The sequence below is a fragment of the Kosakonia sp. YIM B13571 genome (genome assembly GCF_042788095.1).
Taxonomy (GTDB): Bacteria; Pseudomonadota; Gammaproteobacteria; order Enterobacterales; family Enterobacteriaceae; genus Kosakonia; species Kosakonia quasisacchari.
On sequence record NZ_JBHZPL010000002.1, the window covers coordinates 622,092 to 648,832 of the forward strand.

The window sequence follows — 26,741 nt, forward strand, 5'->3', positions numbered from 1 at the left end:
TCGACAATCGCATCAGTGTACATGAGCGATGCTGGCACGTCTCGCGTAAGCCATTGGTACAATGTGCCATGTTGCTGAATTTTTTCGTAAAGGTTGCGCAACCTTCCCGCTGGCTGATTGAAATGGCCTTCTGTTTAAGGCATAAAGCCAACATGTGAAGGCGATAACAGGCCCAGGCCTGAGGAGAGAGTGTGCATTATCAGCCACAACGCGATTTGTTAAACGATCGCATCATTCTGGTGACCGGTGCCAGCGACGGCATCGGCAGAGAAGCGGCGCTGACTTACGCTCGCCATGGCGCGAGCCTCATTCTGTTGGGTCGAAACGAAGCGAAATTGCAACAGGTTGCGCGTGAGATTGAACAAGAAGGCCTGCGAGCGCAGTGGTTTACCCTCGATATGGCAAGCTGCACCCCGGAAACGTGCCAGCAACTGGCTGAGACCATTGCGACGATCGTGCCGCGTCTGGACGGTGTGTTGCACAATGCCGGTTTACTTGGGGATGTATCGCCAATGAGCGAGCAAGTTCCGTCAGTCTGGAACGAGGTGATGCAGGTCAACGTGAACGCCACCTTTTATCTCACCCAGGCGCTTCTTCCTTTATTACTTAAATCTGACGGCGGTTCTCTTGTTTTCACCTCCTCAAGCGTTGGACGCCAGGGACGTGCTAACTGGGGCGCTTATGCCGTGTCAAAATTTGCCACCGAAGGGATGATGCAGGTACTGGCCGAAGAGTACCAAAACCGTGTGCGGGTCAACTGTATTAACCCCGGCGGTACGCGCACCAAAATGCGTGCCAGCGCCTTCCCGACGGAAGATCCACAAAACCTGAAAACCCCCGCCGATATTATGCCGCTTTACCTGTGGCTGATGGGCGATGACAGCCGCCGTAAAACCGGTATGAGTTTTGATGCCCAACCGGGTCGCAAACCAGGAATATCACAATGAGTGAAGAACGATATCAGCAACGCCAGCAGCGCGTAAAAGAGCGTGTCGATGCGCGCGTCGCCGCTGCACAGGATGAACGCGGGATCATTATTGTCTTTACCGGGAACGGTAAAGGGAAAACCACTGCGGCGTTCGGAACAGCAACCCGCGCAGTCGGCCATGGTAAAAAAGTGGGTGCCATTCAGTTTATCAAAGGGACATGGCCGAACGGCGAACGCAACCTGCTGGAACCGCTGGGCGTGGAATTTCAGGTAATGGCAACCGGTTTCACCTGGGATACGCAAAACCGTGAAAGTGACACCGCTGCGTGTCTCGCAGTCTGGGAACATGCCGAACGGATGCTGGACGATCCCGCTCTGGATATGGTGCTGCTGGATGAACTGACCTATATGGTGGCCTATGATTACCTGCCGCTAGAAAGGGTACTGGACGCGTTACGCAAACGCCCGGCAAGCCAGACGGTGATTATCACCGGACGCGGCTGCCACCGCGATATTCTTGATCTGGCAGATACAGTCAGCGAATTGCGACCAGTGAAACATGCTTTTGAAGCGGGTGTAAAAGCGCAACAGGGTATTGATTACTGACGCAACATCAGTCCGTCGTCATCGAAAACGAAACTATTTTGCCAGTGAAGACCGAGCCGGAAACCTTAACAAACAGCCTCTTTCAGCGCGGTGAGATTTAACGCAAAATGTAAAGGCTGAGCCAAAACCTGGTGGTAGACATAGCCAAAGGGGATGCTTTTTCGGTTAGCAACAAAAAAGGGGCGTTCGCCCCTTTTCTCTTATTCTTTATCAAGATCAGTCGTTTTTAGTACGCGAACTGCCAGGACGACGACCACCACCACCGGACTTGCCAGCCGGTTGGCTGTGGCGTTTTACCGCACGGCGGATCTGGTTCGCTTTCATGCGACGGCGATCTTTCTCCACGGCCACTTTAGACTGCGTTTCCGCGTCCAGCCCCACCAGCTCACGCAGGTAGTTGGTTTGTGCCAGATCCAGTTCCGTCCAGCCGCCACGCGGCAAACCTTTAGGCAGCGGAATATCACCGTAACGCACGCGGATCAGGCGGCTGACTTGCACGCCAACCGCTTCCCACAGGCGACGTACCTCACGGTTACGTCCTTCGGTCAGGGTTACGTTGTACCACTGGTTAATGCCTTCGCCACCGCTGAACTTAATGGTTTTAAACGCCGCCGGACCATCTTCCAACTGCACACCGCGCGACAGATCGCGTAATTTCGCGTCATCGACTTCGCCAAAGACACGTACGGCGTATTCACGCTCAACTTCACGGCTCGGATGCATCAGGCGGTTCGCCAGTTCACCATCGGTGGTAAACAGCAAGAGGCCGCAGGTATTAACGTCGAGGCGACCCACTGCAATCCAGCGCGCGCCGCGCAGTTTCGGTAGACGATCAAACACTGTTGGGCGCCCTTCCGGATCGTTACGCGTGCAGAGTTCACCTTCCGGTTTGTAGTACGCCAGCACGCGGCAAATTTGCTCCACGGACTCTTTCACCGATATGAGGTGACCGTCGATACGGATTTTCAGGCCAGGGGTCACGTCTACGCGATCGCCCAATGTGGCGATTTTGCCGTCCACGCTTACGCGGCCAGCCTCAATAATAGATTCGATTTCACGGCGGGAACCGTGACCAGCTCGCGCCAGCACTTTCTGTAGTTTCTCGCTCATAGAGCTTCCTTCAGGTGTCGCCTTCACAGGCGTCGAATAGGGTCATCAGGTCGGCGAAGCCGCTGCTGAAATGGCCGCGTAGTATAGCGGCTTGCGCCACTATAAGAAAGGCTTAACGTCGCCAACCCCTTCGCGAATAACCTCTGGTGTGGATTCAGTTAAATCTACTACCGTCGTCGGTTGTTGGCCGAGGTAGCCACCGTGAATAATTAAGTCCACCAGTTTCTCCAGCCGATCTTTGATTTCATCAGGATCGGATTCGGTAAAATCACTGCCCGGCAGCATTAACGAGGTGGAAAGCATCGGTTCGTTGAGCGTTTCCAGCAGCGCCAGTGCAATCGGGTTTGACGGTACGCGCAGACCAATCGTTTTGCGTTTTTCCTGCAATAAACGACGCGGCACCTCTTTTGTACCTTTCAGGATAAACGTGTAGTTGCCGGGCGTATTATTTTTAATCAGACGAAAGGCCACATTATCGACAAATGCATAGGTCGACAGTTCAGATAGGTCGCGGCACATCAACGTGAAGTTGTGACCATCCGGCAAATGACGAATACGGCAAATACGCTCCATCGCCCCTTTGTCTTCGATTTTGCAGCCCAACGCATAACCGGAATCGGTGGGATACACGATGACTCCGCCTTTACGCACAATTTCTACCGCCTGGTTAATCAACCGCGGCTGGGGGTTTTCCGGATGAATATAGAAAAATTGACTCATACTTCCCTCTCTCTGTTCTGTTGCGGCTGCTCCCATTTCAGCCATACGCCATCAACACCGGCCGGAAGCCAGAGTTTGCGCCCCAGTTCAATCCATGGGCAAGGCTGATGGAAATCAGAACCTTGCGATGCCAGTAAACCGAACTGACAGGCATACGCCGCGAGCTGCGTTCGCTCGTTGGGAGCCTGCTGACATTGGGCGACTTCCATCGCCTCACCGCCGCACTGTGCAAAATACGCCAGCAGTCTTTTCAGCCATTTAGCAGAAAGGTTATAGCGACCAGGATGGGCCATTACCGCCGTTCCACCAGAATGATGAATCACATCAATAGCTTGTTCTATTGTACACCACTGGGGAGGAACGTATCCCGTTTTCCCCCGGGCAAGATACTTTTTAAAAACATCGGCAATATTGCTCGCTTTGCCCTGTTCCACCAGGAAACGAGCAAAGTGTCCGCGCGTTACGTTCGCCCCCTGTGCCAGCCGTTGGGCGCCTTCCCACGCACCGGGAATGTGCGCTTTTTCTAAACGTTCAGCAATTAACTTCGCCCGCTGAACCCGACGTTCAGATTGCGCCTGCAAAAAAGTGCGCAGCGCCGGGTGGTCAATATCAATATTCAGACCAACAATATGTATTTCGTGGTTTTCCCAGACGGTGGAAATCTCCACACCGCTGATAAGCTGCAAATCAAGTCCTGCCCGCACAATTTCCGCACGGGCAGCAGGAATGGCATCGGTAGTATCGTGGTCGGTTATCGCCAGCGTACCGACGCGCATCTCTACCGCGCGATGCACCAGTTGTTCGGGGGAGAGCAGACCGTCAGAAGCCAGGGTATGGCTGTGAAGATCGTAAATAATGGCGTAATTCGTGTCGCTCAAAGCGGCTCCGCTAATTCATCAGGACGTCGGTTTGTCGCCTATCATACAGTCCTGACAATATTTTCTGAATTCGAGGTTGACTTTCTTTTCCTGAACCAGTTAACTAGTACGCAAGTTCACACAACAAGGTATCGCAAAAATGAATGCACATTTCTCTGTTACTCGCTGGTGGCGCACTCCCTGATAAGGGCTGTGAGATCACGTGCGCATTCAGCATACCGATACCAGGCCCGCTCACCCAGCGGGCTTTTTTTTGAACAAAATAAATAATGAGAGCGACTATGCAAACGCAAAAACCAGCACTCGAACTTCTGACCAGCAACGCCAGCTACCGCAGTAACCCGACGGCGTTGTTCCATCAATTATGCGGCGACCGTCCGGCAACTCTGCTGCTGGAATCAGCAGATATTGACAGCAAAAGTGATTTAAAAAGTCTGCTGCTGGTGGATAGCGCATTGCGTATCACCGCGCTTGGTGACACCGTCACCATTACAGCATTAACCAAAAATGGTGCAGCTCTCCTGACGCTGCTGGATAACGCGCTGCCTGCCGGGGTGGAAAATACCGTCCTGCCGGAGGGTCGTGAATTGCGCTTCCCGGCCGTGAGCAACCTGCTGGACGAAGATGCCCGCCTCTGTTCACTCTCCGTCTTTGATGCCTTCCGTTTGTTACAAAATCTGGTGAATGTTCCTTCCGATGAACGTGAAGCTATGTTTTTCGGCGGCTTGTTCGCTTATGACCTGGTGGCTGGTTTTGAAGATTTACCGCAGCTTACGCACGATCGCCGTTGTCCGGACTACTGCTTTTATCTCGCCGAAACCTTACTGGTGATCGACCACCAGAAACAACAAACGCGCATCCAGGCAAGCTTGTTTACCCCTTTAGCGCAGGAAAAAGACCGTCTGCTCCAGCGCATCGAAACCCTGCGCCAGCACCTGGATCGCCCTGCTGAGCCGTTGCCGGTCGAGAAAGTTGAACATATGCGCTGTGACTGCAACCAGAGTGATGAAGAGTACGGTGCGGTCGTGCGTGAAATGCAAAAAGCGATTCGCGCGGGCGAGATTTTCCAGGTGGTGCCGTCCCGCCGCTTCACCCTGCCTTGTCCTTCACCGCTGGTGGCTTATGAGGTGCTAAAAAAGAGCAACCCCAGCCCGTACATGTTCTTTATGCAGGATAACGATTTCACCCTGTTTGGTGCCTCACCAGAAAGCTCGCTCAAATATGACGCAAGCAACCGCCAGATTGAGATCTACCCTATCGCCGGAACACGTCCGCGTGGACGTCGCCCGGATGGTTCGCTGGATCGCGACCTCGACAGCCGTATCGAACTGGACATGCGTACCGATCATAAAGAGCTCTCAGAACATCTCATGCTGGTCGATTTGGCACGTAACGATTTAGCACGTATTTGCACACCCGGTAGCCGCTATGTTGCCGATCTGACGAAAGTCGATCGTTATTCCTACGTCATGCACCTCGTTTCCCGCGTAGTTGGTGAGTTGCGCAAGGATCTGGATGTTCTGCATGCCTACCGTGCTTGCATGAACATGGGCACACTGAGCGGCGCACCGAAAGTGCGCGCCATGCAGTTAATTGCCAAAGCGGAAGGCACACGACGCGGCAGCTACGGCGGCGCAGTCGGTTACTTTACTGCGCATGGCGATCTGGATACGTGCATCGTGATTCGTTCCGCCTGGGTGGAGGATGGTGTGGCAACTGTACAGGCAGGCGCTGGTGTGGTGCTGGATTCCGTTCCGCAATCTGAAGCCGATGAAACCCGTAATAAAGCTCGCGCGGTTCTGCGCGCTATCGCCACCGCACACCACGCTCAGGAGACTTTCTGATGGCTGACATTCTGCTGCTTGATAACATCGATTCCTTTACTTACAACCTGGCAGATCAGCTGCGTGCGAGCGGGCATAACGTGGTGATTTACCGTAACCATGTTCCGGCGCAGACCTTGATCGACCGCCTTCAGACAATGCAAAACCCGGTGCTGATGCTCTCACCAGGCCCTGGCGCACCGTCTGAAGCGGGCTGCATGCCGGAACTGCTTACGCGGCTGCGCGGCAAGCTCCCGATTATCGGCATCTGCCTCGGCCACCAGGCGATTGTTGAAGCCTATGGCGGCTACGTCGGCCAGGCGGGTGAAATCCTGCACGGCAAAGCGTCAAGCATCGAACATGATGGCCAGGCGATGTTCGCGGGTTTAAGCAATCCGCTTCCCGTTGCACGTTACCACTCGCTGGTGGGCAGCAACATCCCGGCAGGATTAACCATCAATGCCCATTTTAACGGCATGGTGATGGCGGTACGTCACGACGCGGATCGCGTTTGTGGTTTCCAGTTCCACCCGGAGTCGATTTTGACCACGCAAGGCGCTCGTCTGCTGGAGCAAACGCTGGCGTGGGCGCTGCAAAAACTGGAACAGGCTAATACCCTGCAACCGATTCTGGAAAAACTGTATCAGGCGCAAACCCTCAGCCAGCAGGAGAGCCACCAGCTTTTCTCTGCGGTGGTGCGCGGCGAGCTGAAGCCAGAACAACTTGCGGCCGCGCTGGTCAGTATGAAAATTCGTGGTGAGCATCCCAACGAGATTGCCGGAGCTGCCACTGCACTGCTGGAGAATGCCGCGCCGTTCCCGCGCCCGGATTATGCCTTTGCCGATATTGTCGGCACCGGCGGCGACGGCAGCAACAGCATCAATATTTCCACCGCCAGTGCATTTGTCGCTGCTGCTTGCGGACTAAAAGTCGCCAAACACGGCAATCGCAGTGTTTCCAGCCGTTCCGGCTCATCGGATTTGCTGGCGGCGTTTGGTATCAATCTGGATATGAACGCAGATAAATCGCGTACCGCGCTGGATGAACTGGGCGTCTGTTTCCTGTTTGCGCCGAAGTATCACACCGGTTTTCGCCATGCGATGCCGGTACGCCAGCAGTTGAAAACCCGCACCCTGTTCAACGTGCTCGGTCCTTTGATTAACCCGGCGCATCCGCCGCTGGCGTTGATTGGCGTTTACAGCCCTGAACTGGTGCTGCCGATTGCCGAAACCCTGCGCGTACTCGGTTACCAGCGTGCGGCGGTTGTGCACAGCGGCGGCATGGACGAAGTGTCACTGCATGCACCGACACTGGTTGCCGAACTGCACGATGGTGAAATCAAAAGTTACCAGCTCACCGCTGCCGATTTTGGCCTGACGCCGTACCATCAGGAGGCACTGGCTGGCGGTACACCGGAAGAAAACCGTGACATTCTGACACGCTTACTCCAGGGTAAAGGTGAGGCCGCGCATGAAGCAGCCGTCGCCGCCAACGTCGCCATGCTGATGCGTCTGCACGGCGAAGAAGATTTGCAGACCAACGCGCAGAAAGTACTCGATGTGCTGCACAGCGGAGCAGCCTACGACAAAGTCACCGCACTTGCGGCAAGAGGATAAAAAATGCAAACCGTTTTAGCGAAAATTGTCGCCGATAAGGCCATATGGGTTGCGGCGCGCAAGGAGCAACAACCGCTGGCCGGCTTTCAGAACGATGTCGTGCCCAGCACGCGTCGCTTCTACGATGCCCTGCAAGGCACGCGTACAGCGTTTATCCTGGAGTGCAAAAAAGCCTCACCGTCAAAAGGTGTGATTCGCGATGATTTTGACCCGGCGCGTATTGCGGAGATTTACAAACATCATGCGTCGGCAATTTCTGTGCTGACGGATGAGAAATATTTCCAGGGCAGTTTTGATTTTCTGCCGATTGTCAGCGCCATCGCGCCGCAGCCAATCCTGTGCAAAGACTTTATTATCGATGCTTATCAGATCTACCTTGCTCGTCACTACCAGGCTGATGCCTGCCTGCTGATGCTCTCCGTCCTCGATGACGAACAGTACCGCCAGCTTGCCGCCGTCGCGCACAGTCTGAATATGGGTGTGCTGACGGAAGTCAGTAATGAAGAAGAACTGCAGCGTGCTATCGCGCTGGAAGCAAAAGTGGTTGGCATCAACAATCGCGACCTGCGCGACCTTTCTATAAACCTAAACCGCACCCGTGAGCTGGCACCGCGCCTTGGCACTGGTGTAACGGTTATCAGCGAATCGGGCATCAACACCTATGCGCAGGTGCGTGAACTGAGCCATTTTGCCAATGGTTTCCTGATTGGCTCCGCACTGATGTCACATGACGATCTTGACGCGGCGGTGAAACGCGTCTTGCTGGGTGAAAACAAAGTGTGCGGGCTGACCCGCCCGGAGGATGCGCAGGCGGCACATCAGGCCGGAGCCATTTACGGCGGTTTGATCTTCGTTGCCAGTTCCCCGCGCGCCGTGACTGAATCGCAAGCACACACAATCATGCAGGCCGCACCGCTACAATACGTCGGTGTATTCCGTAATGCAGAGCCCGACGAGGTGGTGGCAAAAGTTAACGCGCTGAAACTGTTTGCCGTCCAGTTGCACGGCGATGAAGACCAGGCCTATATCGATACGTTGCGCGAGCGTCTTCCGGCGAAGACGCAAATCTGGAAAGCACTCAGCGTTGGCGATAGCCTGCCCGAACGTCGCTTCCAGCAAGTCGATAAATATGTGTTTGATAACGGCCAGGGCGGCAGCGGCAAAAGTTTCGACTGGTCGCTACTGGCAGGCGAATCGCTGGATAACGTGATTCTGGCTGGTGGCCTGAGCGCAGATAATTGCGTGCAGGCGGCCAAAACCGGCTGTGCCGGACTCGATTTTAATTCAGGCGTGGAGTCGGAACCGGGCATCAAAGATGCCAGTAAACTGGCCTCGGTTTTCCGCACACTGCGCGCTTATTAAGGAAAGAAGACAATGACAACACTACTGAATCCCTATTTTGGCGAGTTTGGCGGAATGTTCGTTCCGCAGATCCTGATGCCGGCACTGCGTCAGTTAGAAGAAGCCTTTGTCAGCGCGCAGAGCGACGCTGAATTTCAGCAACAATTTAATGATCTGCTGAAAAACTATGCCGGACGTCCGACTGCATTGACCAAATGCCAGAACATTACTGCTGGCACGCGCACCACGCTTTACCTCAAGCGTGAAGATTTGCTGCACGGAGGCGCGCACAAAACTAACCAGGTTCTGGGCCAGGCGTTGCTGGCGAAACGCATGGGCAAAACCGAAATTATCGCCGAAACGGGAGCGGGTCAGCATGGCGTGGCCTCGGCTCTGGCGAGCGCACTGCTGGGCCTGAAATGCCGCATCTATATGGGTGCAAAGGATGTTGAGCGCCAGTCGCCAAACGTGTTCCGTATGCGCTTAATGGGTGCGGAAGTGATCCCGGTACATAGCGGCTCCGCCACGCTGAAAGATGCCTGTAACGAGGCGCTGCGCGACTGGTCTGGTAGCTACGAAACCGCGCACTATATGCTGGGAACTGCGGCGGGCCCGCACCCTTTCCCGACCATTGTGCGTGAGTTCCAGCGCATGATTGGCGAAGAGACGAAAGCGCAGATCCTCGAAAGAGAGGGGCGTCTGCCAGATGCGGTTATCGCCTGCGTTGGCGGCGGTTCTAACGCTATCGGTATGTTTGCCGATTTTATCGACGAAACGTCCGTTGGCCTGATTGGTGTAGAACCGGCGGGTCACGGTATCGAAACTGGCGAGCACGGCGCGCCGCTGAAACATGGCCGCGTTGGTATCTATTTTGGTATGAAGTCGCCGATGATGCAGACAGATGAAGGTCAAATTGAGGAGTCTTATTCGATCTCTGCGGGTCTGGATTTCCCGTCTGTCGGGCCGCAGCATGCGTATCTGAACAGTACTGGTCGTGCCGACTATGTTTCTATCACGGATGACGAAGCGCTGGACGCGTTCAAAATCCTGTGCCGCAATGAAGGCATCATTCCTGCGCTGGAGTCCTCGCACGCCCTCGCCCATGCGTTAAAAATGATGCGCGAGAACCCGGACAAAGAGCAGTTGCTGGTGGTTAACCTTTCCGGGCGCGGCGACAAAGACATTTTTACCGTACATGACATCCTGAAAGCGCGAGGGGAAATCTGATGGAACGCTATGACAACTTGTTTAAGCAACTGAGTGCGCGCAAAGAAGGTGCATTCGTTCCCTTCGTCACGCTGGGCGATCCTTCGCCGGAACAATCATTAAAAATCATTGATACGCTGATTGAAGCAGGCGCAGATGCACTTGAGTTAGGGATACCGTTTTCCGATCCATTGGCTGACGGCCCGACTATCCAGAACGCCACGTTGCGCGCCTTTGCCGCTGGCGTGACACCGTCACAATGCTTCGAAATGCTGGCAGCCATTCGCCAGAAGCACCCGACCATTCCAATCGGCCTGCTGATGTATGCCAACCTGGTTTTCAGCCGTGGCATCGACGAATTCTATGCCCAGTGTGCAAAAGTCGGCGTTGACTCCGTGCTGGTCGCGGATGTGCCGATTGAAGAATCCACACCATTCCGCCAGGCAGCCTTGCGTCATAATATTGCGCCCATCTTTATCTGCCCGCCAAACGCGGACGACGATCTACTGCGCCAGATTGCCTCTTATGGCCGGGGTTACACCTACCTGCTTTCACGCGCAGGGGTAACCGGCGCGGAAAACCGTGCGGCGCTGCCGCTTCACCATCTGGTAGAAAAACTTACCGAGTATCACGCTGCACCTGCGCTGCAGGGCTTCGGTATTTCCGCACCTGATCAGGTGAGTGCTGCCGTAGAAGCGGGTGCCGCCGGGGCGATCTCCGGTTCAGCGATTGTGAAAATCATTGAGAAAAACCTCGCCAACCCAACGGCCATGTTGGCTGAGCTGAAAGCCTTTGTGCAAAGTCTAAAAGGCGCTACTTTGCCGCGTTAACCTCTGACACCGCCTGTTGATTCAGGCGGTGTACTTTCCTGCTCATCCCCCTTTTTTTCCTAACGTATTGTTAAAACGTTCATATTTTCTGTGGGATAATAATCCTAAAAATTATGACACCGATATAAACACCATGCGTGAGATCCCTGATTCTTGCTGGCAACGTCGCTGGTTGGCCCTGCTGCTGACCGGGTTGCTTTCCGGTGCGGCTGGCATGTTGATTGCCCTTCTTCTGCATGCCATCCAGCACCTCGCTTTTGGTTATAGCCAGCAATCGCTGATTGGCGGCGCACCGTTTCTACAGGGCGTAACAGATGCCAGCGCCCTGCGCCGTTTTGTTTCTCTTGCTGCTGCGGGTGTGGTGGCGGGCTGGGGCTGGTGGCTCCTGGCACGCTATGCAAAAAAACGCGTCAGTGTTGGCGCTGCGCTAAAAGATGTTCAACGCCCGATGCCCGCATTCACCACCTTAATCCATGCGTTGCTACAAGTTATCACCGTGGCGATGGGCTCGCCGCTCGGTCGAGAAAGTGCGCCGCGTGAAGTCGGAGCTTTGTTTGGTGGTGGGATGGCGAGGCGTATCGGATTAAATGCGCAAGAGACGAGGCTGGTGATCGCCTGCGGTGCAGGTGCCGGGCTGGCGGCGGTGTATAACGTTCCGCTGGCGGGCGCAATTTTTACCCTTGAGGTACTGCTGGTCACGATCAGTTGGGATGCGGTCATTGCCGCCATCGTCACCTCCACCCTCGCCGCGTTCATGGCATCGCTGGTGCTGGGCAACGAGCGTCAGTATTTGTTTACCGCCCCCACAGCGCCCCCTTCTTTGATTATCTGGGCCGTCCTGTCCGGCCCGCTGTTCGGCTATGCTGCTAGCCTGTTCCGGCGGATGACAAAAAGCGCGCGGGCACAGGTGAAAACCAACTGGCAAATGCCGGTCCTCTGTTTTATGGCTTTTGCCTGTCTCGGCTTGCTCGCTATCTGGTTTCCACAATTACCAGGCAACGGACGCGGCCCGGTGCAACTCAGTTTCGGCGGAGGTGTAACACTGCCGCTGGCGGCCATGTTGATTGGATTAAAAGTGCTGAGTATCTGGATGGTGCTACGCAGCGGTGCCGAAGGTGGTTTACTTACGCCGGGGCTGGCGATCGGTGCCCTGCTGGGAGCGCTGATGTTCCTGCTGGTGGGTCAGTTTTTTCCCGGCGGCAGCATGGCGGAATTTGCGCTGACCGGTGGCGCGGCTTTTCTCGCCTCGTCGATGCAAATGCCGCTCACCGCCATTGTGCTGTTGATGGAATTCACCGGCATGGATTTCAGTTTTTTTGTGCCGTTGGCCCTCTGCGTTGCCGGCGCGTATATGACCTGCCGCTATTGCAAGTAACGCGTTTCGGGGAGTGGGTTTATCGCACTGGATAAGAATTCGCAGGCTCCTCATGAATGGGCGGGAAGTGGCGGCTAATATTTTATATGCTGTGAGTACCGCACCCTCTCACTTCCTGCTTTCCAATTCTTTATCTGCACCTCGTCGCGATCGACGAGCCAGCGAGGTGAGAGTTCACCGCACTCTGCATTGGATGTGTCTGGGCGACAATATTGGGATGCTGCTTGCACCTGAAAGAAACCACGCTGCTAATACAAGGAAACCATTACACGCGGGAAGGCGTGGAAACTGGTTATTAACAAACCAGTTTCCACAATACGCTTAAAAACGATAACCAGCAGAGAACATAAACACCCACGGATCCAGGCGAGTATGTACGCTTTGTTGCACACCATTCGCTTTAAAACGCACATCCGTATCGATATCCATCCACCAGACTGACATGTTAATCAGCCAGTTTCGGTTGATTAAGTAATCCAGACCGGCTTGCCCCGCCACGCCCCAGGAGTCTTTCAGGCTCAAATCCGACAGCCCAGCAGCTTTCCCGGTATCGTTAAATTTCTCATCAAAGAAAGTGGTGTAGTTTACGCCTGCACCAAGATATGGGCGCAGTTTGCTCTGTGAATCACCAAAATACCACTGCGCCATTAATGTCGGCGGCAGGTGATGCACAGTGGCGATGTCGCCGGTTGGACCGGTACCAACGCGGTGGCGAAATGGCGTCGCGGCCAGTAATTCAACGCCAATGTTGTCGGTCGCCATCCAGCTCATCGTTACACCAAGTTGGGTGTTATTGCTGACATTAAAACTGCCCAGAGCGCCTAAAACGTTATCTGAACCTTCCGTCGGACGTACCGTCGCAGAACCGGCTCGAATGAAAAATTCGCCAGCTTCATGCGCGTATACACCGGTAGAAAGGCTACTCAGGATCAATGCTGCCACGGCTAACTTCTTCATATCCACTCCATGTTTAAGGTTTTTATCGCGCCGTGAATATACCTATAACTGAGTACAAAGTGATCCAACACGGATCACACTTAACCCCGTAATTTAACATTCATTGATCTGGGTTAATTTTCACCGCTCGTTACACTCATTAACTTTTGTATTTAAATCAATTTTCGCTTTGTGAGATGGTTAAAAAAATACTCGCTCGCCTATCTTGTGTGCGTTATGCGGCGGCGATAATTTATTGGCCTGACAATGTATGTTGATGCGTCGTTAAGTGCAGGTGCGTTATGAGTGATATCAATCCGTGCATGTCGTGCGGAGCCTGTTGTGCGTATTTTCGAGTCTCTTTCTATTGGGCAGAAGCGGATGATGCTGGAGGCCCTGTCCCGGCTCAGCTCACCGAGCCGCTAACCCCATTTCTGCGCTGCATGAGCGGAACCAATCAAAATCAGAGCCGCTGTACAGCGCTGCAAGGTACGCCCGGCGAGTCGGCCAGTTGCAGTATTTATACAAACAGGCCGTCGCCCTGCCGTGAATTTTCCATGTCCGGCGAAGACGGAAAGGTCAATGAAGCCTGCGATCGGGCTCGTGCGCGCTACGGTTTAGCGCCTCTTTACAAAGATATGCTTTTCCATACAAGCAGCGATGCTGCCACTGAGGGTGTATTCGGGGTACAATTGCCCGCAATTTAACACCGCCATACTCAAGGAGAGTGCATGTCTATCACGGCGAAGTCCGTTTACCGTGACACGGGGAATTTTTTTCGTAATCAGTTCGTTACCATTTTACTGATTGCTTTACTTTGTGCGTTGATCACGTTCTTGCTTGGCAGTGCCTTTAAGCCCAGTGAGGAGCAACTCTCCATTTTAAGTGAAGGGGATAATCTTGCCGGCAGCGTCGGGTTGTTTGATCTGGTGCAGAATATGACGCCGGAGCAGCAACAAGTGCTGCTCCGAGCGTCTGCGGCATCAACATTTTCCGGGCTTGTGGGCAATGCGATTCTCGTCGGTGGCGTACTGCTGATGATCCAGATGATTTCTGCGGGTCAGCGCATCAGCGCTTTGCGGGCAATTGGCGCCAGCGCGCCAGTGTTGCCGAAGCTATTTTTACTGATCCTGCTGACCACTTTTATCGTGCAAATTGGCATTATGTTTGTGATTGTCCCAGGCGTCATTCTGGCGATCCTGCTCGCTTTCGCCCCGGTGATACTGGTGCAGGATAAAATGGGGATTTTCGCCGCTATGCGTAGCAGCATGCGCCTTGCCTGGGCGAATATGCGTCTTGTCGCTCCGGCGGTAATAGGTTGGTTGCTGGCAAAAACATTGCTGCTGCTGTTCGCGCATAACTTTGCAGTGTTCACTGTGGAAGGTGGTGAAGTGATTGCCAATACGCTGAGCAACCTGATTTCAGCGGCGCTGCTGGTTTATCTGTTCCGCCTCTATATGTTGATGCGTTCGTGATTGTTCCGGTTGCCTGCGTCTGTGGGCAACCCCTTATGATGGAATCGTAGAATGAAGCAGTTTCTTGATTTTCTGCCGTTGGTGGTCTTTTTCGCCTTTTACAAACTGTACGATATCTATGCGGCGACCACTGCGCTGATTATCGCGACCGCTATCGTGCTGATTTATAGTTGGGTGCGCTATCGCAAAGTGGAAAAGATGGCACTCATTACTTTTGTGCTGGTCGCCGTATTCGGCGGGCTGACTCTTTTCTTCCATAACGATGAGTTTATTAAATGGAAGGTGACGGTGATTTACGCCTTGTTCGCCGCAGCGTTGCTCTTCAGCCAGTGGGTCATGAAAAAGCCGCTGATCCAGCGCATGCTCGGTAAAGAGATCGCGCTGCCGGAAGCCGTTTGGGGCAAACTGAACATCGCATGGGCGCTGTTTTTTATTTTGTGTGGTCTGGCGAATATCTACATTGCCTTCTGGCTGCCGCAAAATATTTGGGTGAATTTCAAAGTGTTTGGCTTAACCGCGCTGACGCTTCTCTTCACCGTGCTGAGCGGCGTTTATATCTACCGCCACATGCCCGCGCAGGACGACAAATCCTGAGACTGAAAGCCAGGCCAACGCGCCTGGCTTTTTTCTTTCCGAACGCCCCGCATTCGTAGTAGCATCCCGCCATAAATCCCTCATAGCAGAAGAGATAACAATGACAACCCCTCAGGACACTCCCCAGGGAGAGCTTGTTTTACGCACATTAGCAATGCCAGCAGACACCAACGCCAACGGCGATATCTTCGGCGGCTGGTTAATGTCACAAATGGATATTGGCGGCGCAATACAAGCCAAGGAAATTGCACATGGTCGCGTGGTGACGGTGCGCGTTGACGGCATGACTTTTCTTCGCCCGGTCGCGGTGGGTGATGTTGTCTGCTGCTATGCACGCTGTGTTAAGCGGGGCAACACTTCAGTGACAATTAATATTGAAGTGTGGGTGAAGAAGGTCTCATCCGAGCCAATTGGTCAGCGTTATAAAGCAACGGAAGCGCTGTTTATTTACGTCGCAGTCGATAATGAAGGCAAACCGCGCCAGTTACCGCAGGCCTAAGAAAAAGCCTCCTTACGGAGGCTTTTTTATTCCATTGAGGCACCGCCGTTCAGACGGAACACGACATTAACGATTAATCCTGTTCCCGGCTTCCCGGATTCATAACGCCACTTGCGCATTGCCGCTTTTACTTCACGTTCAAACATATTCGCCGGTTGCGCCGACAGCACTTCGACGTTCTCAACACGGCCATCGGCGGTGACGTCAAACTTCACTTTTACCCGGCCTTCAATGCGCAGCGCTTGCGCACGGGCCGGATATTGCGGCTGATTGCGGCTCAGCGCGCGCGGGCCAGCCGGAACAGATGGCGCAGGTTGGGTAGCTGTCGACGGAGCCGGATTCGTAACCGGTCGCGCGGGCGCGTTATTCTGGAACGGTGAGGCCGGCTGCGGTGTTGCCGGTTTCACTTCACGCTTCGGCTGCTCGACCTTTTTCTCCGGTTTTGGCTTCGGCTTGGGTTTTGGCTGCGGCTTGGGCTTTTCAATCACCACTGGCGCTTCTTTCGGTGGCTCAGGAACGGGTTCCGGCTCGGGCTCAACGACCGGCTCCGGCGGTTGAGCCACCTGAGGAGGTTCCAGATCGGTAGGCGCCACCATAGTGACCGAAATGGGTTGCGCAGGTGCGGGCAGTTCAACAACCTGATGTACCGATGTATAGAGCAGACCCGCCACGACGGCTCCATGAATACCGACAGACAATAGCGTCGGCCAGGGAAAGCGGCGAGGTAAATCAAGGGTCATTGAAGTCATAATCGCGTCAGTTAAAAAACCAGAGCTAGATTTTAAATGCAAATAGCAATCATATTCAACAAGCCATCACATGCGCAGGCGATTTAATCCGTTAAATGGGTAAAAAAGCCGCATACATTGCATGTATGTTACGGCCATTACCATCTTTACATTGCAGTCGTTTCGCCTTTCACATAGGGTATGGCTTTCTTATCTGTGAGGAGTTCTGCCCGTGCTGTACGTTATTTTTGCTGAAGATATTGCTGACTCACTCGAAAAACGTTTGTCCGTGCGCCCCGCCCATCTGGCGAGACTGCAGCTACTGCGCGATGAAGGCCGTCTGCTGACTGCTGGTCCAATGCCGGCTGTCGACAGCAACGATCCTGGGGCTGCGGGTTTCACTGGCTCGACGGTGATTGCTGAGTTTGAATCGCTGGAAGCGGCAAAGTTCTGGGCAGAAGCCGATCCCTACGTCGCTGCCGGGGTTTATCAGAACGTGACGGTGAAACCGTTCAAGAAAGTATTCTAAAAAGAAAAGACCCGCCAAGGCGGGTCTTTTACTGTACTGACCACTTCAGAACCAGGCAGCATTTCAGCATCCGGCTGGTGAATTCCGCGCTTACATAAATTGCTGATGTTAACGCAATTGCCCGCCACCAGCAGATATGCCCGATCCGTATCGAAATATTCATCGCAGGCGGAGCAACGAGGTCTGCGTTCGCACACTGCGGGAATAAAACTCTGTGAACATAAATCGTCACAACTATCCCGATTTAAACGCCTTACTCCCGCTTCACTTGCCGGGAATGCTCATAACGAGCAATAACTCATCATGAAAACCAGGGGAAATAATAGAGAGTGATCACCACCGAATATTCCCCTGGTGTTTCATTATTTAATGCCCAACACTTTTGGAAAAAAGATTAATAACCGCCACCCCGGCAATAATTAACCCCATTCCCATGATTGCTGGCATGTCCAGTTTTTGCCCGTGTACTAGCCAGCCAGCAATACCTATCAGCACAATACCGGCACCTGACCAGATGGCATAAATCACCCCGGTCGGAATAGTGCGCATAGTAATTGTCAGGCACCAGAACGCAATGCAATACCCGGCGATACTGATAATGCCGGGTAACAAACGAGTAAAACTGTCGGAAGATTTCAGCGCCGTTGTGGCAATAACTTCCATCACAATGGCAATACCGAGAAAAATAAAGGCTTCTTTGTTCATATGGGTTACCGGACAATATTAACGTTTACTGAGCGCCAGACGAGTGGCAAACAGCAAAAAGACCATCCCTGTGCAACGATCCATCCAGCATATGACTTTTTCTTTACGCAGGAATGATGACAACGGGCGCATGGCGGAAATAAGCAGCGTCGACCAACAGGTGCCCAGTAAAAGATGAATAAAAACCAGGCCAAAGGTCCAGACTATCAGCGGTTGTCCCTGCGGGATAAATTGCGGCAGAAATGAGACATAAAAAATGCCCACTTTCGGGTTGAGCACGTTGCCGAACATCCCTTTGAGAAACCAGTTCTGCGATTTCGTTTCGCTTGCGCCCACCGCAGAAAACGATTTGCGCGGACGCAGCAACATATTCAGACCCAACCAGCATAAATAGGCTGCGCCACAATACTTCAGGATGCTGTACGCCAGCTCAGACACCGCGATCAGCGCACCCAGACCAAACGCCACCATTGCTCCCCAGATAAGACAACCGGTGTTGATTCCCATCTGTGCTTTGAAAGCCTCTTTGCGACCTTCAACTGTCGCGGTGCGTAATATCAGCGCCGTGTCCAGCCCCGGCGTTAATGTCAAAAGCGTGGCGGCGAAGGTAAAAGCCAACAGACTATCCATTACCGACATACTGCGACTCCTTCTTTAACATTACGTCCAGAAACGATCGCGGGCACCTGTTCGGTGCCCGGATATTAAAGATCGTAAATAGCGAATAACAGCACATTACGATGACGGTTCACGCCACATTTCCTGATGGCGTGGATGCGCATATTGCGACGTGATTGCGCTTCCAGCCAGCGCGCTTTACGGCGGCTCATCTGCCGCAGCATACGCCAGCGCCCCACTTCCGTTCGACTACGCTTCATTTTTACAACTCACTACTTAACAGAAACGCCATTATAGTCCGTCAACTTCGCCAGGCCAGCGCTTTTCGGCGTTTTTATTTGCCAGATGAATGCGGATGCGTACACTCATCAAATACAGTTTTTAAAAGGATTTTTATTTATGACCGCTTTTTACACGGTAATGAGTTGGCTGATTGTCTTGGGTTACTGGCTACTGATTGCGGGTGTAACACTGCGCATATTGATGAAACGCCGCGCTGTCACTTCTGCAATGGCGTGGTTACTGGTGATTTACATCCTGCCGCTGGTTGGGATCATCGCCTATCTTTCGCTTGGCGAACTGCACCTTGGGAAACGTCGTGCCGAGCGCGCCCGCGCCATGTGGCCTTCTACCGCTAAGTGGCTGAATGACCTGAAAAATTTCAAACATATTTTTGCAACCGAAAACAGCGGCGTTGCGTCATCTCTTTTCAAGTTATGTGAGCGACGCCAGGGGATCGCCGGAGTTAAGGGCAATCAGTTGCAGTTACTCACCTCGACCGATGATGTGATGCAGTCATTGATCCGTGATATTCAGCTCGCCCGTCACAATATCGAGATGGTGTTTTACATCTGGCAACCCGGCGGTATGGCGGATCAGGTGGCCGAATCGTTAATGGCCGCAGCGCGCCGCGGCGTACACTGTCGCCTGCTGCTGGATTCTGCCGGCAGCGTGGCGTTTTTCCGCAGCCCGTGGGCAACCATGATGCGAAATTCCGGGGTTGAAGTGGTCGAGGCGCTGAAAGTGAACTTAATGCGTGTCTTTCTGCGCCGCATGGATTTACGCCAGCACCGAAAAATCGTGTTGATTGATAATTACATTGCCTACACTGGCAGCATGAATCTGGTCGATCCGCGTTTCTTTAAGCAAGATGCTGGCGTCGGGCAATGGGTCGATTTGATGGCGCGCATGGAGGGCCCGGTCGCCACAGCAATGGGGATTGTTTACTCTTGCGACTGGGAGATAGAAACTGGAAAACGCATTCTTCCCCCGCCACCTGACGCCAACATCATGCCTTTCGAAGAGGCCAGCGGGCACACCATTCACACCATTGCTTCCGGTCCAGGGTTTCCGGAAGATCTGATCCACCAGGCATTGCTGACGGCCGTCTACGCATCACGCGAATATTTAATTATGACCACACCCTACTTTGTGCCCAGCGACGATCTGCTGCATGCGATTTGTACGGCGGCACAGCGCGGGGTGGACGTGAGTATTATTCTGCCGCGTAAAAACGATTCGCTGCTGGTCGGCTGGGCCAGCCGGGCATTTTTTGGCGAGCTGCTGGCCGCAGGCGTAAAGATTTACCAGTTCGAAGGCGGTTTGTTGCATACCAAAAGTGTGTTGGTGGATGGCGAACTGAGCCTGGTCGGCACCGTAAATCTGGATATGCGCAGCCTGTGGCTGAATTTCGAAATCACACTGGTGATTGACGATGCCGGTTTTGGTGGCGATCTGGCGGCCGTCCAGGATGATTACATCTCCCGCTCCCGCTTACTTGATGCGCGTTTGTGGGTAAAACGGCCGTTCTGGCATCGCATTGCTGAACGACTGTTTTACTTCTTCAGCCCGTTGCTGTAAAACGTGCCCAACAGACGTGAAGAGGTAATCATGGAAATGGATCTGAATAATCGCCTGACCGAAGACGAAACCCTTGAGCAGGCCTACGACATCTTCCTCGAACTTGCAGCGGACAACCTTGACCCGGCGGACATCATTCTTTTCAACTTACAGTTTGAAGAGCGTGGCGGCGCTGAGTTGTTTGATCCGGGCGAAGACTGGCAGGAACATGTGGATTACGATTTAAACCCGGACTTCTTCGCTGAAGTGGTCATTGGCCTTGCGGATACCGATGGCGGCGAAATCAATGACATCTTCGCACGCGTATTACTGTGCCGCGAAAAAGATCACAAACTTTGCCATATTCTCTGGCGCGAATAAGCGCGGAAAGAAAAAAGAAAAAGGGCTGACAATTGTCAGCCCTTTTTTATGCGTGGACTATAGCGGGTCGACTTTCAGGCAAGAGACCGCATGACGGAAGCTGCCCTCCAGCACCGGACGCGTCTGCGCGCACTCAGGCCCGGCAATCGGGCAGCGAGTACGGAACACGCAGCCCGACGGCGGGTTGATTGGCGACGGCAAATCCCCTTCCAACAACTGTATCGTCTTGTTCTTTTCCAGATCCGGGTCCGGAACCGGCACCGCCGACATCAGCGCTTTGGTATACGGGTGTAGCGGGTTCTGGTACACCTCGTCATAGGTGCCAAGCTCCACAGCATGACCGAGGTACATCACCAACACACGGTCGGAGATATGCTTCACTACCGCCAGGTCGTGGGCGATAAAGATCAGCGACAGCCCCATTTCACGTTGCAGTTGTTGCAGCAGGTTAACGACCTGCGCCTGGATTGAGACATCCAGTGCAGAAACCGGTTCATCACAAATGATCAGTTTCGGTTCGAGGATCAGCGCGCGGGCAATACCGATACGCTGACACTGGCCACCGGAGAACTCGTGCGGATAGCGGTTAATCAGGTTCGGCAGCAACCCCACCTTCATCATCATCGTCTTAACGCGATCGCGCACTTCCTGGCGCGACATTTTCGGATGATAGGTGCGCAGCGGTTCGGCAATGATTTCACCAATGGTCATACGTGGGTTCAGTGATGCCAGCGGGTCCTGGAAAATCATCTGAATATCACTGCGTACAGCGCGCCACTCTTCCTGCTTCATGCCCAGCAGATCTTTACCCAGCCAGGCCACTTTTCCATCGGTGGCTTTCACCAGGCCAATGATGGCGCGAGCAAAAGTCGACTTACCGCAACCGGATTCGCCCACTACGCCGAGGGTTTCCCCTTCGTACAGTCGCAGCGTAACGCCATCAACCGCTTTCAATGTTTTCGGCGGTTGCCAGAACCACTGTTTGCCGTCTTTGATGTCGAAATGCACCTTCAAATCGGCGATTTCCAGCAGCACTTTTCTCTCGTCAATCGCGGTATTCATACCAGTTCCTCCACCGATTTAAAGCAGGCGCGCAAACGGCCCGGGGCAAACTCCTCCAGCGGTGGAGCACTGTTACAGATTTCCATCGCGTGCGGGCAGCGCGGCTGGAACGGACAGCCTTTCGGCAGACGCAGCAGGTTCGGCGGGTTGCCTGGAATCGTCAGCAACGCATCGCCTTCCGTGTCGAGGCGCGGTACCGCGTTCAGCAGGCCGATAGAGTACGGATGCGATGGCTGGTAGAACACATCGCGCGCTTTGCCATACTCCATGGTACGGCCAGCGTACATCACCAGCACTTTGTCGCAGATACCCGCAACGACGCCCAGATCGTGGGTGATCATGATAATGGCGGTGTTGAATTCGCGTTTCAGCTCGTTCAACAGCGTCATGATCTGCGCCTGTACGGTCACGTCCAGCGCGGTGGTCGGTTCATCGGCAATCAGCAGTTTTGGTCGGCACATTAACGCCATTGCAATCATCACACGCTGGCGCATACCACCGGAAAACTCGTGCGGATACATGCGCATGCGTTTACGCGCTTCCGGCATTTTTACAGCGTCTAGCATTTTGACGGACTCTTCAAATGCTTCCGCTTTGTTCATGCCTTTGTGCAACATCAGAACTTCCATCAACTGCTCACCAACGCGCATATACGGGTTCAGCGAGGTCATTGGGTCCTGGAAAATCATCGAGATCTGCTCTGCGCGCAGTTTGTTCAACGCCTGCTCCGGCAGATTGAGGATCTCTTTGCCGTTGAAGGTCGCCGAACCGCCAATACGCCCATTTGTCGCCAGTAAACCCATCAGCGCAAACGCGGTCTGGGACTTGCCGGAACCCGATTCACCTACAATTCCCAGCGTTTCACCGGCCCGCAGCGAGAAGTTCAGGTCATTAACCGCCGTGACATCACCATCCGGGGTCTGGAAGGTTACACGCAGATCTTTCACGTCCAGCAGGAGATTGGATTGCTGCTGCGTCGCCGACGCGAATGAGGTTTCAGTTATGCTCATAACCGCGCTCCTTAACGGTCTTTCGGATCGAGGGCATCACGCAGGCCATCGCCGATAAAGTTGAAACAGAACAAAGTGATAACCAGGAAACCTGCCGGGAACAGCAGCAACCACGGCGACACTTCCATTGAGTTCGCGCCATCGCTTAACAGCGCGCCCCAGCTGCTCAGCGGCTCCTGGGTACCCAGGCCGAGGAAGCTCAGGAAGGATTCGAACAGGATCATGCTTGGCACCAGCAGTGAGGCATACACCACCACCACGCCCAGCACGTTTGGCACAATGTGGCGCACAACGATATTAGCGGTAGAAACCCCGCCTACCTGCGCTGCTTCGATAAACTCTTTACGTTTCAGGCTTAAGGTCTGGCCACGGACAATACGCGCCATATCGAGCCAGGAAACCATACCGATAGCGACAAAGATGAGCAGAATGTTTTGCCCAAAGAACGTCACCAGCAGGATCACGAAGAACATAAACGGGAAGGAGTTGAGGATCTCCAGCAAACGCATCATCACTGAGTCCGTTTTACCGCCGAGGTAGCCGGAAAGTGAACCGTACAGCGTCCCCAGGATAACGGCCACCAGCGCGGCGGCAATACCGACCATCAGCGAGATACGTCCGCCGATTGCCACACGTACCAGCAGGTCACGCCCGGAAGAGTCAGTACCAAAATAGTGACCGGACTCCATATCCGGCTGGCTCGACATCATTCCCCAGTCGGTATCGAAATAACTAAACTGCGACAACATCGGTGCCAGCGTCACAAACAGAGCTATCAGCAGTAATACGACCAGGCTTGCCACCGCAGCACGGTTATGCATAAAACGACGGCGTGCGTCCTGCCACAGGCTTCGTCCTTCGACTTCAAGTTTCTCACTGAAGTTTTCCAGCGCCTCGCTGTTTTTCTTACTTAACATCATGGCGAACTCCAGTATTAATAACGAATCTTCGGATCGATAACGGCATACAGCACATCAACAATCGCGTTAAACATGATAGTCAGCGTGCCGACCAGAATAGTGAGACTCAACACCAGCGAATAATCGCGGTTCAGCGCGCCGTTAACGAACAGCTGGCCGATACCCGGCAGACCATAAATGGTTTCAATAACCATTGAGCCGGTAATGATGCCGACAAACGCAGGCCCCATGTAGGAGAGTACCGGCAAAAGCGCAGGTTTGAGCGCATGGCGGAAAATGATTCGGCGCATCGGCAACCCTTTCGCACGCGCTGTGCGGATAAAGTTGGAGTGCAGAATTTCAATCATCGAACCACGGGTGATACGTGCAATGCTGGCGATATAGGCCAGAGACAACGCCACCATCGGCAGGATCATGAATTTCAACGCCCCGCCGTTCCAGCCGCCCGCTGGCAGCCACTTCAGTATGATGGCAAAGATCATCACCAATAGCGGCGCGACAACAAAGCTTGGAATAACAACCCCGGTCATTGCCAGCCCCATCACCGTATAGTCCCATTTGGTGTTTTGGTTAAGCGCGGCGACAACACCGGCCGTAACACCAAAGACAATCGCAAGAATAAACGCCGCCGCACCTAATTTTGCGGAAACCGGGAAGCTTGCCGCTACCAGGTCATTCACCGTGTAGTCTTTGTATTTGAATGACGGCCCAAAATCAAAATGCGCCAGCTGTTTCAGATAACTGAAATATTGCGTGGTGATCGGGTCGTTTAAATGATATTTCGCTTCAATATTCGCCATGACCTCTGGCGCCAGCGCACGTTCACCGGTAAATGGACTTCCCGGCGCGAGACGCATCATAAAGAACGAGATGGTAATAAGAATGAAAAGTGTTGGGATCGCTTCAAGACAGCGACGTAGGATAAATTTCAACATTGCCCGTACCTTCTGGCTGTGCCTTTTACACATTCTCTTTCAGGCGATTAAGCCTGCGACCGATGTGTGTTCTGGTGCGATAAAATAAGACACTGTGGGGCAGGTCGCCCTGCCCCACTCATTGCCATTAATGCTTGATAATATACAAGTTTTTAACGTAGATATTATCCATCGGGTCTTTACCAGTGTAGCCACCGACCCAGGTTTTCACCAGACGGGCGTTCACGTAGTAGTAAACCGGAACGATCGCCGAGTCTTTATCCAGTTGCTCTTCAGCTTTAGAATAAAGCTCAGTGCGCTGTGCTTCGTCAGTGACTTTCAGCGTGTCGCCGATCAGCTTGTCAAACGCCGGGCTCTTATAGTGCGCGGTGTTGTTGGAACTGTCGGAGAGCATGGTGTTCAGGAAGGATGTCGGCTCGTTGTAATCCGCACACCAGCCCGCACGCGCAACATCAAAGGTGCCCTGATGACGCGTGTCCAGGAAGGTTTTCCACTCCTGGTTTTCCAGCTTAACGTCTACGCCAAGGTTTTTCTTCCAGATGGAAGCCACAGCGATCGCCAGTTTTTTATGCAGATCGGAGGTGTTATACAGCAGGCTGAACGACAGCGGCTTATCTGCGGTGTAACCAGCTTCGGCCAGCAGTTTTTTCGCTTCAGCGTTGCGCTGTTCCTGGGTCATTTTGAACCAGGCCGGCGGAGTCAGTTTTGCACCATCGGTGTACGGCGGTGTATAGCTGTATGCCGGCAGGTCACCTTGGTTTTTCACTTTGTTGACGATGATGTCGCGATCCAGCGCCAGTTTCAGCGCGGTACGAACGCGAACGTCAGTGAACGGAGCTTTCTGGTTGTTGATTTCGTAGTAGTAAGTACACAGGTACGGGTCAACGTGTACTTCTTTAGGAATCTCTTTTTTCAGCTTCTGGAACAGTTCGATCGGCATGTTGTTATAAGTCATGTCGATTTCGCCGCTGCGGTAGCGGTTAACGTCTGTCACTTCAGAAGAAATTGGCAGATAAGTTACCTGGTTAATAACGGTTTTCGCGTTATCCCAGTAATTGGTGTTGCGCTCAAGAACGATACGTTCGTTGACCACCCAATCTTTCAGTTTATAAGCACCGTTGGTCACGATGTTAGCTGGCTGTGTCCATTTTTCGCCGAATTTTTCAATGGTGGCTTTAGGCACAGCGGAAACAGATGGGTGAACCAGCAGTTTATAGAAATAAGGAACCGGCTCGCTCAGGGTAACTTCAAAGGTGTAATCATCAATCGCTTTTACGCCAAGATCGCTGGTCGGCTTTTTGCCAGCGATAACATCGTCGATATTGGCGATGTGGCCGTACTGCAGATAGCTCGCATACGGAGAAGCGGTTTTCGGATCTGCCAGACGCTGCCAGCTATAAACAAAATCATGCGCCGTTACAGGCGTACCGTCGGACCATTTCGCGTTTTTACGCAGATGGAAAGTCCAGACTTTAAAATCTTTATTATCCCACGACTCAGCAACACCCGCTGTTGGGTGACCCTGAACGTCGGAAATCAACAGCCCTTCAAACAGGTCGCGGTTGATGTTGGATTCAGGAACCCCTTCGATTTTATGCGGGTCGAGAGATTGCACTTCAGAACCATTGTTACGAACCAGCGTTTGCTTTTCCGCCAGTTGAACGCCTGCCGGTACATCGGCAGCCATTGCCGCGTTACCGGTAATCAGTGCAGTCAAAATTCCCGCAGCTACCAGACTTTTCTTTGTGATGATGGACATTGTGTTGTTACTCCACTCATTATAATTACTGACGTTTACGCCAGCGTGTTTCATCCCCTGTTGGGGGCCTGTATAGCGCAGGAGCTTTTTGGCGCTATCAGACATCTTTTTGTTACTGCTGCTATCACCGACTTTTTTTATTACGGACTGCTCAAACGGCAATCTTGCGTCGATTCTGTTACGCGTCTCCCCTGTCGAGGCGCGTTGTATTCACTATGTGAACCGTTTTATATGCAAACGATTCTCATCTGAGCCGTTTATTCTGCAAATTATAAGGTCGAGAAACATAATGGGCGGAAAATAACAAATGCCTTCTCC

28 protein-coding genes and 1 other annotated feature are annotated in these 26,741 nt (G+C 53.3%); of the genes, 15 read left to right on the forward strand and 13 right to left on the reverse strand.

Annotated elements, in window-relative coordinates; genetic code table 11:
- Positions 1-191: 191 nt before the first annotated feature.
- Together ACFX4O_RS08020 and cobO are read left to right on the forward strand one after the other, a co-directional pair.
- The gene (locus tag ACFX4O_RS08020) at positions 192-947 is read left to right on the forward strand and encodes a YciK family oxidoreductase (protein ID WP_380207987.1); all 756 of its coding nucleotides are present in this window, start codon (positions 192-194) and stop codon (positions 945-947) included.
- Complete coding sequence (gene cobO / locus ACFX4O_RS08025; RefSeq protein WP_380207988.1) at positions 944-1,534, forward strand: cob(I)yrinic acid a,c-diamide adenosyltransferase; 591 nt, start codon at positions 944-946, stop codon at positions 1,532-1,534. Before ACFX4O_RS08020 ends, cobO begins: the two co-directional genes overlap by 4 nt.
- Before the next feature lie 216 nt (positions 1,535-1,750).
- Here cobO and rluB read toward each other — a convergent pair whose 3' ends face one another.
- The 3 genes from rluB to rnm all read right to left on the reverse strand — a co-directional run bounded on the left by rluB (position 1,751) and on the right by rnm (position 4,242).
- A complete protein-coding gene (rluB, locus tag ACFX4O_RS08030; protein WP_380207989.1) occupies positions 1,751-2,644 on the reverse strand; it encodes a 23S rRNA pseudouridine(2605) synthase RluB in 894 nt (297 codons plus the stop codon).
- Between the two features lie 99 nt (positions 2,645-2,743).
- Entirely contained in the window at positions 2,744-3,364 is a 621-nt protein-coding gene (locus ACFX4O_RS08035; RefSeq protein WP_380207990.1) for an L-threonylcarbamoyladenylate synthase, read from the reverse strand.
- Positions 3,361-4,242, reverse strand: coding sequence for an RNase AM (gene rnm, locus ACFX4O_RS08040; protein ID WP_380207991.1), 882 nt, complete (start codon positions 4,240-4,242; stop codon positions 3,361-3,363). Before rnm ends, ACFX4O_RS08035 begins: the two co-directional genes overlap by 4 nt.
- Before the next feature lie 160 nt (positions 4,243-4,402).
- Positions 4,403-4,497 (forward strand) — a sequence feature (Trp leader region).
- A gap of 26 nt (positions 4,498-4,523) precedes the next feature.
- Between rnm and ACFX4O_RS08045 the strand changes: the two genes are divergently transcribed.
- From ACFX4O_RS08045 to ACFX4O_RS08070, 6 genes are all read left to right on the forward strand, one after another.
- Complete coding sequence (locus tag ACFX4O_RS08045; RefSeq protein ID WP_380207992.1) at positions 4,524-6,086, forward strand: anthranilate synthase component 1; 1,563 nt, start codon at positions 4,524-4,526, stop codon at positions 6,084-6,086.
- Positions 6,086-7,681 (forward strand): bifunctional anthranilate synthase glutamate amidotransferase component TrpG/anthranilate phosphoribosyltransferase TrpD, encoded by a 1,596-nt coding sequence (trpD, locus tag ACFX4O_RS08050; RefSeq protein ID WP_380207993.1) that lies wholly within the window; start codon positions 6,086-6,088, stop codon positions 7,679-7,681. The genes ACFX4O_RS08045 and trpD overlap by 1 nt, the downstream gene beginning before the upstream one ends.
- A 3-nt stretch (positions 7,682-7,684) precedes the next feature.
- A complete protein-coding gene (gene trpCF / locus ACFX4O_RS08055; protein WP_131409410.1) occupies positions 7,685-9,043 on the forward strand; it encodes a bifunctional indole-3-glycerol-phosphate synthase TrpC/phosphoribosylanthranilate isomerase TrpF in 1,359 nt (452 codons plus the stop codon).
- A gap of 12 nt (positions 9,044-9,055) precedes the next feature.
- A complete protein-coding gene (trpB, locus tag ACFX4O_RS08060; protein ID WP_380207994.1) occupies positions 9,056-10,249 on the forward strand; it encodes a tryptophan synthase subunit beta in 1,194 nt (397 codons plus the stop codon).
- Positions 10,249-11,058: a tryptophan synthase subunit alpha gene (gene trpA / locus ACFX4O_RS08065; protein WP_380207995.1), complete on the forward strand. Its 810-nt coding sequence runs from the start codon at positions 10,249-10,251 to the stop codon at positions 11,056-11,058. The genes trpB and trpA overlap by 1 nt, the downstream gene beginning before the upstream one ends.
- Before the next feature lie 133 nt (positions 11,059-11,191).
- Positions 11,192-12,433 (forward strand): chloride channel protein, encoded by a 1,242-nt coding sequence (locus tag ACFX4O_RS08070; RefSeq protein WP_380207996.1) that lies wholly within the window; start codon positions 11,192-11,194, stop codon positions 12,431-12,433.
- A 321-nt stretch (positions 12,434-12,754) separates the two neighbouring features.
- Here ACFX4O_RS08070 and ompW read toward each other — a convergent pair whose 3' ends face one another.
- Positions 12,755-13,390 carry an outer membrane protein OmpW gene (gene ompW / locus ACFX4O_RS08075; RefSeq protein WP_131409402.1) on the reverse strand — a complete coding sequence of 212 codons (636 nt, stop codon included), beginning with the start codon at positions 13,388-13,390 and terminating at the stop codon, positions 12,755-12,757.
- Between the two features lie 281 nt (positions 13,391-13,671).
- Here ompW and ACFX4O_RS08080 point away from each other — a divergent pair, with 281 nt between their 5' ends.
- From ACFX4O_RS08080 to yciA, 4 genes are all read left to right on the forward strand, one after another.
- The gene (locus ACFX4O_RS08080) at positions 13,672-14,076 is read left to right on the forward strand and encodes a YkgJ family cysteine cluster protein (protein WP_380207997.1); all 405 of its coding nucleotides are present in this window, start codon (positions 13,672-13,674) and stop codon (positions 14,074-14,076) included.
- A gap of 24 nt (positions 14,077-14,100) precedes the next feature.
- Positions 14,101-14,844: a YciC family protein gene (locus tag ACFX4O_RS08085; RefSeq protein WP_131409398.1), complete on the forward strand. Its 744-nt coding sequence runs from the start codon at positions 14,101-14,103 to the stop codon at positions 14,842-14,844.
- 51 nt (positions 14,845-14,895) lie between these two features.
- Positions 14,896-15,438 carry a septation protein A gene (locus tag ACFX4O_RS08090; protein ID WP_016495852.1) on the forward strand — a complete coding sequence of 181 codons (543 nt, stop codon included), beginning with the start codon at positions 14,896-14,898 and terminating at the stop codon, positions 15,436-15,438.
- A 100-nt stretch (positions 15,439-15,538) separates the two neighbouring features.
- Positions 15,539-15,937 carry an acyl-CoA thioester hydrolase YciA gene (gene yciA / locus ACFX4O_RS08095; RefSeq protein ID WP_131409396.1) on the forward strand — a complete coding sequence of 133 codons (399 nt, stop codon included), beginning with the start codon at positions 15,539-15,541 and terminating at the stop codon, positions 15,935-15,937.
- Between the two features lie 26 nt (positions 15,938-15,963).
- Here the strand turns inward: yciA and tonB are convergent, their stop codons facing one another.
- The gene (gene tonB / locus ACFX4O_RS08100) at positions 15,964-16,677 is read right to left on the reverse strand and encodes a TonB system transport protein TonB (protein WP_380208057.1); all 714 of its coding nucleotides are present in this window, start codon (positions 16,675-16,677) and stop codon (positions 15,964-15,966) included.
- A gap of 220 nt (positions 16,678-16,897) precedes the next feature.
- Between tonB and ACFX4O_RS08105 the strand changes: the two genes are divergently transcribed.
- Entirely contained in the window at positions 16,898-17,194 is a 297-nt protein-coding gene (locus tag ACFX4O_RS08105) for a YciI family protein (protein ID WP_131409392.1), read from the forward strand.
- A gap of 366 nt (positions 17,195-17,560) precedes the next feature.
- On the opposite strand, the gene ACFX4O_RS08110 is transcribed toward ACFX4O_RS08105, so the two are convergent.
- The 3 genes from ACFX4O_RS08110 to ACFX4O_RS08120 form a co-directional block, all read right to left on the reverse strand.
- Positions 17,561-17,899 (reverse strand): SMR family transporter, encoded by a 339-nt coding sequence (locus tag ACFX4O_RS08110; protein WP_380207998.1) that lies wholly within the window; start codon positions 17,897-17,899, stop codon positions 17,561-17,563.
- An 18-nt stretch (positions 17,900-17,917) separates the two neighbouring features.
- The gene (locus ACFX4O_RS08115) at positions 17,918-18,538 is read right to left on the reverse strand and encodes a LysE family translocator (protein WP_380207999.1); all 621 of its coding nucleotides are present in this window, start codon (positions 18,536-18,538) and stop codon (positions 17,918-17,920) included.
- Positions 18,539-18,603: 65 nt separating this feature from the next.
- Positions 18,604-18,777: a YciY family protein gene (locus ACFX4O_RS08120; RefSeq protein WP_017457170.1), complete on the reverse strand. Its 174-nt coding sequence runs from the start codon at positions 18,775-18,777 to the stop codon at positions 18,604-18,606.
- 139 nt (positions 18,778-18,916) lie between these two features.
- Here ACFX4O_RS08120 and cls point away from each other — a divergent pair, with 139 nt between their 5' ends.
- Both cls and ACFX4O_RS08130 read left to right on the forward strand, forming a co-directional pair.
- Positions 18,917-20,377, forward strand: a complete 1,461-nt coding sequence (gene cls, locus ACFX4O_RS08125) for a cardiolipin synthase (protein WP_131409386.1) — start codon at positions 18,917-18,919, stop codon at positions 20,375-20,377.
- A gap of 30 nt (positions 20,378-20,407) precedes the next feature.
- Positions 20,408-20,737 carry an HI1450 family dsDNA-mimic protein gene (locus ACFX4O_RS08130; RefSeq protein WP_016495844.1) on the forward strand — a complete coding sequence of 110 codons (330 nt, stop codon included), beginning with the start codon at positions 20,408-20,410 and terminating at the stop codon, positions 20,735-20,737.
- A 57-nt stretch (positions 20,738-20,794) separates the two neighbouring features.
- Here the strand turns inward: ACFX4O_RS08130 and oppF are convergent, their stop codons facing one another.
- The 5 genes from oppF to oppA all read right to left on the reverse strand — a co-directional run bounded on the left by oppF (position 20,795) and on the right by oppA (position 26,423).
- Positions 20,795-21,799, reverse strand: a complete 1,005-nt coding sequence (gene oppF, locus ACFX4O_RS08135) for a murein tripeptide/oligopeptide ABC transporter ATP-binding protein OppF (RefSeq protein WP_131409384.1) — start codon at positions 21,797-21,799, stop codon at positions 20,795-20,797.
- The gene (locus ACFX4O_RS08140) at positions 21,796-22,809 is read right to left on the reverse strand and encodes an ABC transporter ATP-binding protein (protein ID WP_131409382.1); all 1,014 of its coding nucleotides are present in this window, start codon (positions 22,807-22,809) and stop codon (positions 21,796-21,798) included. Before ACFX4O_RS08140 ends, oppF begins: the two co-directional genes overlap by 4 nt.
- 11 nt (positions 22,810-22,820) lie before the next feature.
- Positions 22,821-23,729: an oligopeptide ABC transporter permease OppC gene (gene oppC, locus ACFX4O_RS08145; protein WP_131409380.1), complete on the reverse strand. Its 909-nt coding sequence runs from the start codon at positions 23,727-23,729 to the stop codon at positions 22,821-22,823.
- A gap of 14 nt (positions 23,730-23,743) precedes the next feature.
- Positions 23,744-24,664, reverse strand: a complete 921-nt coding sequence (gene oppB, locus ACFX4O_RS08150) for an oligopeptide ABC transporter permease OppB (RefSeq protein WP_131409378.1) — start codon at positions 24,662-24,664, stop codon at positions 23,744-23,746.
- A 127-nt stretch (positions 24,665-24,791) separates the two neighbouring features.
- Positions 24,792-26,423: an oligopeptide ABC transporter substrate-binding protein OppA gene (gene oppA, locus ACFX4O_RS08155; RefSeq protein WP_131409375.1), complete on the reverse strand. Its 1,632-nt coding sequence runs from the start codon at positions 26,421-26,423 to the stop codon at positions 24,792-24,794.
- Positions 26,424-26,741: the final 318 nt, after the last annotated feature.

Coding starts and splice junctions, on each gene's coding strand:
- tonB (WP_380208057.1), bottom strand. CDS start 16,677: ATGACCCTTGATTTACCTCGCCGCTTTCCCTGGCCGACGCTATTGTCT.
- cobO (WP_380207988.1), top strand. CDS start 944: ATGAGTGAAGAACGATATCAGCAACGCCAGCAGCGCGTAAAAGAGCGT.
- ACFX4O_RS08130 (WP_016495844.1), top strand. CDS start 20,408: ATGGAAATGGATCTGAATAATCGCCTGACCGAAGACGAAACCCTTGAG.
- ACFX4O_RS08035 (WP_380207990.1), bottom strand. CDS start 3,364: ATGAGTCAATTTTTCTATATTCATCCGGAAAACCCCCAGCCGCGGTTG.
- ACFX4O_RS08070 (WP_380207996.1), top strand. CDS start 11,192: ATGCGTGAGATCCCTGATTCTTGCTGGCAACGTCGCTGGTTGGCCCTG.
- ACFX4O_RS08120 (WP_017457170.1), bottom strand. CDS start 18,777: ATGAAGCGTAGTCGAACGGAAGTGGGGCGCTGGCGTATGCTGCGGCAG.
- ACFX4O_RS08045 (WP_380207992.1), top strand. CDS start 4,524: ATGCAAACGCAAAAACCAGCACTCGAACTTCTGACCAGCAACGCCAGC.
- trpB (WP_380207994.1), top strand. CDS start 9,056: ATGACAACACTACTGAATCCCTATTTTGGCGAGTTTGGCGGAATGTTC.
- ACFX4O_RS08085 (WP_131409398.1), top strand. CDS start 14,101: ATGTCTATCACGGCGAAGTCCGTTTACCGTGACACGGGGAATTTTTTT.
- ACFX4O_RS08080 (WP_380207997.1), top strand. CDS start 13,672: ATGAGTGATATCAATCCGTGCATGTCGTGCGGAGCCTGTTGTGCGTAT.
- ACFX4O_RS08090 (WP_016495852.1), top strand. CDS start 14,896: ATGAAGCAGTTTCTTGATTTTCTGCCGTTGGTGGTCTTTTTCGCCTTT.
- oppF (WP_131409384.1), bottom strand. CDS start 21,799: ATGAATACCGCGATTGACGAGAGAAAAGTGCTGCTGGAAATCGCCGAT.
- oppC (WP_131409380.1), bottom strand. CDS start 23,729: ATGATGTTAAGTAAGAAAAACAGCGAGGCGCTGGAAAACTTCAGTGAG.
- oppA (WP_131409375.1), bottom strand. CDS start 26,423: ATGTCCATCATCACAAAGAAAAGTCTGGTAGCTGCGGGAATTTTGACT.
- trpD (WP_380207993.1), top strand. CDS start 6,086: ATGGCTGACATTCTGCTGCTTGATAACATCGATTCCTTTACTTACAAC.
- cls (WP_131409386.1), top strand. CDS start 18,917: ATGACCGCTTTTTACACGGTAATGAGTTGGCTGATTGTCTTGGGTTAC.
- rluB (WP_380207989.1), bottom strand. CDS start 2,644: ATGAGCGAGAAACTACAGAAAGTGCTGGCGCGAGCTGGTCACGGTTCC.
- oppB (WP_131409378.1), bottom strand. CDS start 24,664: ATGTTGAAATTTATCCTACGTCGCTGTCTTGAAGCGATCCCAACACTT.
- trpCF (WP_131409410.1), top strand. CDS start 7,685: ATGCAAACCGTTTTAGCGAAAATTGTCGCCGATAAGGCCATATGGGTT.
- ACFX4O_RS08115 (WP_380207999.1), bottom strand. CDS start 18,538: ATGTCGGTAATGGATAGTCTGTTGGCTTTTACCTTCGCCGCCACGCTT.
- yciA (WP_131409396.1), top strand. CDS start 15,539: ATGACAACCCCTCAGGACACTCCCCAGGGAGAGCTTGTTTTACGCACA.
- ACFX4O_RS08110 (WP_380207998.1), bottom strand. CDS start 17,899: ATGAACAAAGAAGCCTTTATTTTTCTCGGTATTGCCATTGTGATGGAA.
- ACFX4O_RS08140 (WP_131409382.1), bottom strand. CDS start 22,809: ATGAGCATAACTGAAACCTCATTCGCGTCGGCGACGCAGCAGCAATCC.
- ompW (WP_131409402.1), bottom strand. CDS start 13,390: ATGAAGAAGTTAGCCGTGGCAGCATTGATCCTGAGTAGCCTTTCTACC.
- trpA (WP_380207995.1), top strand. CDS start 10,249: ATGGAACGCTATGACAACTTGTTTAAGCAACTGAGTGCGCGCAAAGAA.